4 protein-coding genes are annotated in these 7033 nt (G+C 68.7%); all 4 read right to left on the bottom strand.

The window, feature by feature from the left end; translation table 11 throughout:
• The coding region (locus A8G08_RS10155; protein ID WP_068273382.1) for a molybdopterin-dependent oxidoreductase at nucleotides 1-2222 on the bottom strand (2222 nt) is incomplete at its 3' end.
• On the bottom strand, nucleotides 2219-4384 hold the full coding sequence (locus tag A8G08_RS10150; RefSeq protein WP_068273380.1) for a molybdopterin-containing oxidoreductase family protein: 2166 nt from the start codon (nucleotides 4382-4384) through the stop codon (nucleotides 2219-2221). The genes A8G08_RS10155 and A8G08_RS10150, both read right to left, overlap by 4 nt.
• Nucleotides 4347-5888: a class I adenylate-forming enzyme family protein gene (locus A8G08_RS10145; RefSeq protein ID WP_068273378.1), complete on the bottom strand. Its 1542-nt coding sequence runs from the start codon at nucleotides 5886-5888 to the stop codon at nucleotides 4347-4349. The genes A8G08_RS10150 and A8G08_RS10145 overlap by 38 nt, the downstream gene beginning before the upstream one ends.
• A gap of 213 nt (nucleotides 5889-6101) precedes the next feature.
• The coding region (locus tag A8G08_RS10140; RefSeq protein ID WP_068273377.1) for a CoA transferase at nucleotides 6102-7033 on the bottom strand (932 nt) is incomplete at its 5' end.

The following is a 7033-nucleotide window of genomic DNA, read 5'->3' as shown; positions in this document are numbered from 1 at the left end:
GTACGCGTCACGGTGACCGGGACGCCGTTGAAGATCGGTGACGCCGTCAGCGCCTCCAACTCGGTGGTGTCGTCCACAAGGGCGTTGTAATTGCTGCCGGGCACCGCCGCCGCGCAAGACGTCCGCATACCCGGCCCGTCGTGGCCCCACCCGTGCGGCATGCTCACCACCCCGGGACGCAACGCGTCATCGACCCGCAGCTCGGCTGTCACGGTGGTGACACGGGACGCCACCGCCACCCGGTCGCCGGTTACCAGTCCGCGCTCCGCCGCGTCATGCGGGCTGATCAGCAGCGCACACTGGCCGCCATCCGGTTGCGGCAACGCGTTGTGCAGCCACGAGTTCATCCCGCGGCGCTGGCGCCGATTGATCAGCAGCAGTCCGTCATTCGGACGGTCCAGGCTCGAACGCAGTCGTGGCAAATCCGCGACGATCATTTCCGGCATGAGGTCGATCCGGCGGTTCGGCGTGCGCAGCACCTCCGGGACGCGAGGCGTCAGTGGCCCGTAGTCGATGCCGTCCGGGTTGTCCTCCAGTAGTGCGAGAGTCAACCCGTCCGGGTCGACGCCGAAGCGGTCTCCATAGGGCCCGCTTCGCAGACGTAGGTCCAGCAGTCGCTGGGGCCCACGTCGGCCCGCGATCACCGCGGCGGCGCGCTCCGGTTCGCAGCCGACGAGCTTGGCTGCGCGCCGCGTCGCGACGGCAGCCACCTCGTCGTCCATCTCATCGACCGAACGTTCCGGGGTTCCGCGCGCGATCGCAGCCAACCGCAACAGGATCTGCCATTCCGCCAACTCGCCGTCGGCGAGGTCGAGCAGGGCTGGGGTGTACCGCGCGCCATTGCGGATCTGGAAGTGTGCAAGGGTCACGTCATGGTGGCCTCGGGTCATTAGCGGCGGCGGCGGCAGGATCACGTCGGCGTAGCGGGTCGTCTCGTTCAGGTAGCAGTCGATCGACACCATGAAGTCCAATGCGCCCAAGGCACTTTCGACAGCATCGCTGTTCGGGAGCGAGCGGGCCGGATTGCCCGCCAGGGTGATCAGCGCCCGGGTGCGGCCGGGTCCGGGCGTGAGGATCTCCTCGGCAAAACACACCGCGGGCAACTCCCCCATCGCCTCCGGCAGTTCCCGCACCCGCGAACGCCACCGGTCGAACATCAGCTTCGGCGGCTTGGTCACCGGCCAGGTGTTCGGCCCACCTGCCGGCGGCAGCGCGAACATCGCGCCGCCCGGCCGATCCAGGTTACCGGTGACGATGGTGAGCACCTCGACGAGCCAGTTCGCGAGGGTGCCGAACTCCTGCATGCACGTCCCGATCCGCGAATGTGCCACCGCCGCAGGCGCATACGCGAACCCACGGGCCACCTCGCGAATCACCTCGGCGTCGATGCCACAGACGGCGGCCACCGCGTCGGGGTCGAATTCCAACGCAATGGCCAGCGCGGCGTCCAGGCCGTCCACCACCTCCGGCACCCGGTCGGGCCTCGCCAGTCCCTCCGACGCGACGACGGACAGCACCCCGAGCAGGAACATCGCATCGGTGCCGGGCCGGATCGCCACGTGCAGGTCCGCAACCTCCGCGGTGCGGGTGCGGACCGGATCCACTACGACGAGTGTGCCGCCTCGCTCGCGCAACGCCCGCAGCCTGCGGTCCATGCCCGGCGCGGTGACGGTGCTGCCGTTGGACACCATCGGGTTCGAGCCCAGGATCAGCAGGTAGTCGGTGCGGTCGAGGTCGGGCAGACTGACGCCCAGGCCGGTGCCGTACAGCAGCATGTGCGCAAGGTTCTTCGGCCAGGTATCCACGCTGGCCGGCGAGTACACGTTCCGGGTGCCGAGTGCGCCGATCAGCTCACCGAGGTAGAACGTCGAATCCAGGTGGTGTGCGGCCGGATTGCCGTGGTAGATCGCGCAGCTGCCCGGATCCTCGGTGACGAACTCCGGTAGCCGCCGCTCGATCTCGGCGAACGCCTCGTCCCAGGACGCCTCCCGAAACCCCCCGCCGGGGGTACGCAAGTGCGGTGTTCGGATCCGTTCGGGGTCGCCCTCGATTCGACCGAGGCCAAGGCCCTTGGCGCAGCTGTGCCCTGCGCTCATGACGTCGTCCGGGTTCGGCGCGACACGCACGATGGCGCGGCCTTCTAGTTCGACCAGCAGCCCGCACGTCGACTCGCACAGGGGGCAGATCCGGTGCCCAGCAATGGGTTCGGTGGTCGTTGTCACGTCATCTCCGTTGTCGCGGGTACGCCGGGCTCGACGGCGACGGGGATCGCAGTCATGGTCGGCATCGCGTTGATCGTCTGCACCCCGTGACCCGTTCCGGTCAGCGCGTTCACGTTCACGCCAACGTCGTCGCGCGGGTCGACACTGCCGAAGCAGTGCGTGATCGACACGGTGCCCCGGGCGAGTGTGCTGTCCGCCTGCGCCGTCGCGCGCAGTTGTCCGGACGCCGAACGCACAGTCACCGCCTGCCCGTCGGCGATTCCGAGGGCGGCCAGGTCATCGGGGTGCAGACTCGCCGGGTTGACGCCGCCCGGAACGAGACCGGGCACTCGGGTGCCGGTGGAGTTGATCGCCTCGCGGATCCTGCGAACCGTCAGCCGAAGCGGAAACTGCTTTGTCACAGCACTTTCCGTGAGCGCGGCATTCAGTTCACCGCGCACATCCGCCGGGAGCAAGCTCAGGCGGTGCGCGGCGCCCTCCTCTGTCGCCGCGCCCACAATTGCGCCGCTCAGCCCGGCGAGTTGCCCGTGCGGGGCCGCGGCCAGGTCGGCGAACGGCAACCGTCCGCGCTCAGTCATCATCGCCAACAGCTGTTCCGCGGTCGGTGGCGCGCCGGGGTCGAGGATGCGGCCGGCGAACTTGACGGACTGGCCCGAGGCGGACGCGAGGTCGAGAAAGAACCGCCAGTCCTCGATGACGCCCGGGGGCGGCGTCACGACGGCAGGCGTGTACTGCGCGAACGGTCGCGGAAAGAACGGCTCCATGATCGCGGTGTGGTCGGCCCGTTCGTACATCGTGGTCGGCGCGATCACGTAGTGCGCCAGCCGCGCGGTATCCGACATGCGCGGGTCGACGCATACAAGGAGCTCCAATGATCGCAAAGCGCGCAGTGCCTTGCCGCGATCCGGCAGCGCCGCAGCAGGATTGCCGCCGGAGACGATCAGCGCCCGCACCCGGTCCGAGCCGGGCTCGAGGATCTCGTCGGCGAGGATGCCGGACGGCAGTTCACCTCGTATCGCACGCACACCACCGATGCGGCTACGGAATCCGCGCTCGTAGGCCCGGGTGGCCGGGGCGACCTCCGCACGTGCGGGTACGCGCCGGGTCAGCACGGCGCGGTCGTCGGCCCGCTCCCCCTCGCGCAGGTACCGGCCGCACACCACGTTCAAGGCGGCGACGAGGTGCTCCGCGAGATTCGAGTGCGGACCCATGCACAGACCCGTCCCGCTCGTCGCCATCCCACGACTCCCGCCCGCGAAAATCCGTGCGGCGTCCCGGACCTGATTGGCGTCGACTCCGCAGATCCGTTGCACAACAGTGGGAGTCACGCCCGCCACTGCATCGATGAGTGCGGCCAGGTCGGCGGTGTACCGGCGACAGAAGTCGCCGTCGTGACGGTTTTCGGTGAGGATCACCTGGAGCAGGCCGGCGAACAGCACCGCGTCGGTCCCCGGGCGGGGCGCCAAGTGCATATCCGCCATGGCCGCGGTCTCGGTGCGCCGTGGGTCGACGACGATCAGCCGCAGGCCCCGTTTCCGCGCTGCCCGCAGGGCGACGGACGGGTTGTGCACCACCGCGCCGTCCCCGTCGCCACCGTTGCCGGAGACGATGGGATTGGTCCCGGCAAGCAACCACACGTCCGCGTCCTCGAACCGCTGGCGGCCACCGAGGTAGGTACCCATCCGTTCCGCGACAACCCATTTCGCGGATTGGTCGATGGTCATCGTGGAGAACAGCTTGTGCGAGCCGGTGCCCCGGAACCAGGCCCGGGCCATCGGCGGCGTGAGCGCGGCGAAGTTCTGCTGCGTGCCCATGAAGAGCGCGACGGCATCCGGTCCGTGCCGGTCCACAATGGTGCGCAGCCGGTCCGCGATGTCGGCGGTTGCTTGCGCCACCGGCACCGGCTCGTGGCTATCGCCGGCGCTGCGCCGCATCGAGGTGGTCAGTCGATCCGGTCCGAGTACGAGGTCGCTGCCGCGGCGCCCCTTTGCGCAAGTGTACCCGCCGGAGATCGGATGGTGGGCGTCGCCGAGCACCCGCATGATCCGCCCGGCCTCGACATCGAGCAGGACCCCGCACGAGGACGCGCACAGCCTGCAGAACGACGTTTGCCGGGCCACCGGCTCAGGCGGGTGCGCTGGCGCCGTCGACTGCGAAGGCATCAGTCGGTGCCTCCGGGAAGCGCTGGCGCAGCGATGGCTTGGCCAGCTTGCCCGAAAACGTGCGCGGCAGCGGCTCGCCCAGCGCGACGGCATGCTTGGGGCGCTTGAACTTCGCCAGATTCTCACCGGCGACCACGGCGATGTCGGCGACGATCTCGGCGGCCGGGCGCTCGCTGTGGAACACCACCATCGGCACCTCGCCCCACCGGTCGTCCCTGACCCCGATGACGGCGAGGTCGACCAGTCCGTCGATACCGTGCAGTGCCTTCTCGATCTCGGCGGGGTAGACGTTCAGGCCACCGGAAATCAGCATGTCCTTGCTGCGGTCGACGATTTTGAGGAATCCACCGTCGTCGAGCAGGCCGAGGTCGCCGGTGCGCAACCACCCGTCCTCCAGGGTCGCCGCGGTGGCCTCGGGCTTGTTCCAGTACTCCCGCATGACGTGCTCGCCGCGTACCAGGATCTCGCCGACCTCGCCGGCCGGGGTGTCCGAAGCCGGGCCGCCAATCCGGACGTGGGTGCCGACCAGCGGCAACCCCGCGAAACCGGGACGCGACACGGCATCCTCGTACGCCAGGGTCGACACCATGCCGGAGGCCTCGGTGAGCCCATAGCACTGGGTGAGCGGGATGCCGTGCGAGCGGTAGAAGTCGAGCAGGTCCAGGCTGACCGGCGCGCCACCCGTACCGGCGAAAGTGAACTTCGCCAGCTTGCGGGTACCGAAGTCGGGCAGCATCGTCATCCGTTCCCAGATCACCGGAACGGTGGTGGTCGCGGTGATCTGCTCGCGCTCGAACGTGTCGAGGGCGATCTCCGGGTCGTACTCGCGCAGCAGCACCATCGTCGCGCCGGGCACAACGACGAGCTGCATGAAGATCGACAGGACCGAGCCGGTGTAGACCAGCGGCGCGGAGCACAACACCCGGTCCCGCGCCGAGAAGCCGAACGTGACCGACTGCGAGATGCCGGGCGTCATCGCGTTGCGGTGGGTGATCAGGGCGCCCTTCTGTACGCCGGTGGTCCCCGACGTGTAGCAGATGAAGCCCGGGTCGTCGGCGTCGATGGCGACTGCGGGCGCGGTGCCGGGATCGATCAGACGCTCGTACGGTGCGTGCGCACTGCCGCCGATCGCGTAGGTCTCGAACTCAACCTGCTCGGCCGCAACTTCGAGCAGCGGCGCGTAGGCGTCCTCGACGATCACAACGCGCGGTGCGGAGTCGACGACCATTGGCGCCAGTTCCTTGGCGGTGAGCCGGAAGTTGAGCGGGACGCTGATCGCGCCGAGCTTGAGGGTCGCCAGGATGACATGGGCCAACTCGGGGCGATTGAGCATCATCACCGCCACACGGTCGCCCTTGCGGACGCCACGGGCCGCCAGACCACGAGCGAGAGCATCGGTGATCGCGTCGACCTCGGCCCAGGTCTGCGACGTGTCGCCGAACACGATCGCCTGTTGCCGCGAACGCGTCTTGCCCCAGAATCGCGTCAGATCCGCGAGATTCATCGGTACTCCTCGTTGTCGTCAGCCGGTCGATCGGCCGCGGCGGTCGTGCGGGTGTGATCGCTCTCACCACCTGCCATAAACCTAACAGCTATAGGCTGTGTATGCAATGCCCGGTGCGCAATTCGCACGGGGTACGTTTCCGATGTTGGAACGCGAAAACGACACCCACACAATATTTCTCGTGTGAGTGTCGATCTCTTCGCAAGCGCCGGTTCAGCCGCCCGACGGAATCTCGAGCCGATCGAGACTCGGGCCGACCGCTGCGGCAATTCGCGCGACGTCGTACCCGGCCACCGATCGCAGCACCCCGATGGTGTCCGCGCCCACGGCTGGTGGCAGCGTCGGCGCGAACTTCTCGCCGGCCACGCGCACCGGGCTGACCATGAACTCGAGCTCACCGACCCCCGGGTAGTCGACTCGGTACGTGTTGTCTCGGGCCTGGAAGTGCGGGTCGGCGAGCATATCGGTCACGGTGTTGACCGGACCGCCCGCGATGCCGTGCTCGAGGAACACCTGCATCCATTCGGCGCGGGTGCGCTGCGCGAAGATCTCGGTGAGCGCTCGCCACACCAGGTCCGCGCGGGCGGGTGCACCGTCGTCGGTGCTGGTCAGATCGACGGCGATCAGGTCTTCCCGGCCAACGGCGACCAGGAAATTGTGCCAGAACTTCTCCACGTGCGACCCGAAGAGGATCGCCTCGCCGTCGCTCGTGCGATAGGCCTCGAGCCTCGGCCAATCCGGCAGGCGTCCGTCCGGCAGCCAGGACGGACGCGGAATCGAGCGGTCCCGGTTCAGTTCCGCATCCACCAGGTCCGGCATCCACGCGGCCGCGACGTCGATGCCCGACACCTCGACATGGCAACCCGCGCCGGTCGCCGTGGCCTTGTGCAGCGCGGCGAGCAACCCCATCGCCCCGTACGCACCGAGCGCGTACATCGCGATCGGTGGGGTCGTCGCCCCCGCCATGCCCTCGGTCGGCGGCTGCTCCGGAGTGCTGACTTCGCGCAGACCTGCGTAGGCGTCGAACACCGGGCCTCCGGTCCCCAACCCGCGGTACGGGCCGTCGGTGCCCATGCCGGACACTGTGCACAACACGATCTTCGGATTCGCCTGTCGCAGTTGCTCGTAGCCGATTCCGAGCCAGT

The organism is Aldersonia kunmingensis, from assembly GCF_001646865.1.
Lineage (GTDB): Bacteria > Actinomycetota > Actinomycetes > Mycobacteriales > Mycobacteriaceae > Aldersonia > Aldersonia kunmingensis.
This window is presented reverse-complemented; position numbering and strand designations above follow the sequence as displayed.

What these genes read in the sequence shown, in the direction of transcription:
- A8G08_RS10145 (WP_068273378.1), bottom strand. Translation starts at nt 5,888, where the DNA reads ATGAATCTCGCGGATCTGACGCGATTCTGGGGCAAGACGCGTTCGCGG.
- A8G08_RS10150 (WP_068273380.1), bottom strand. Translation starts at nt 4,384, where the DNA reads ATGCCTTCGCAGTCGACGGCGCCAGCGCACCCGCCTGAGCCGGTGGCC.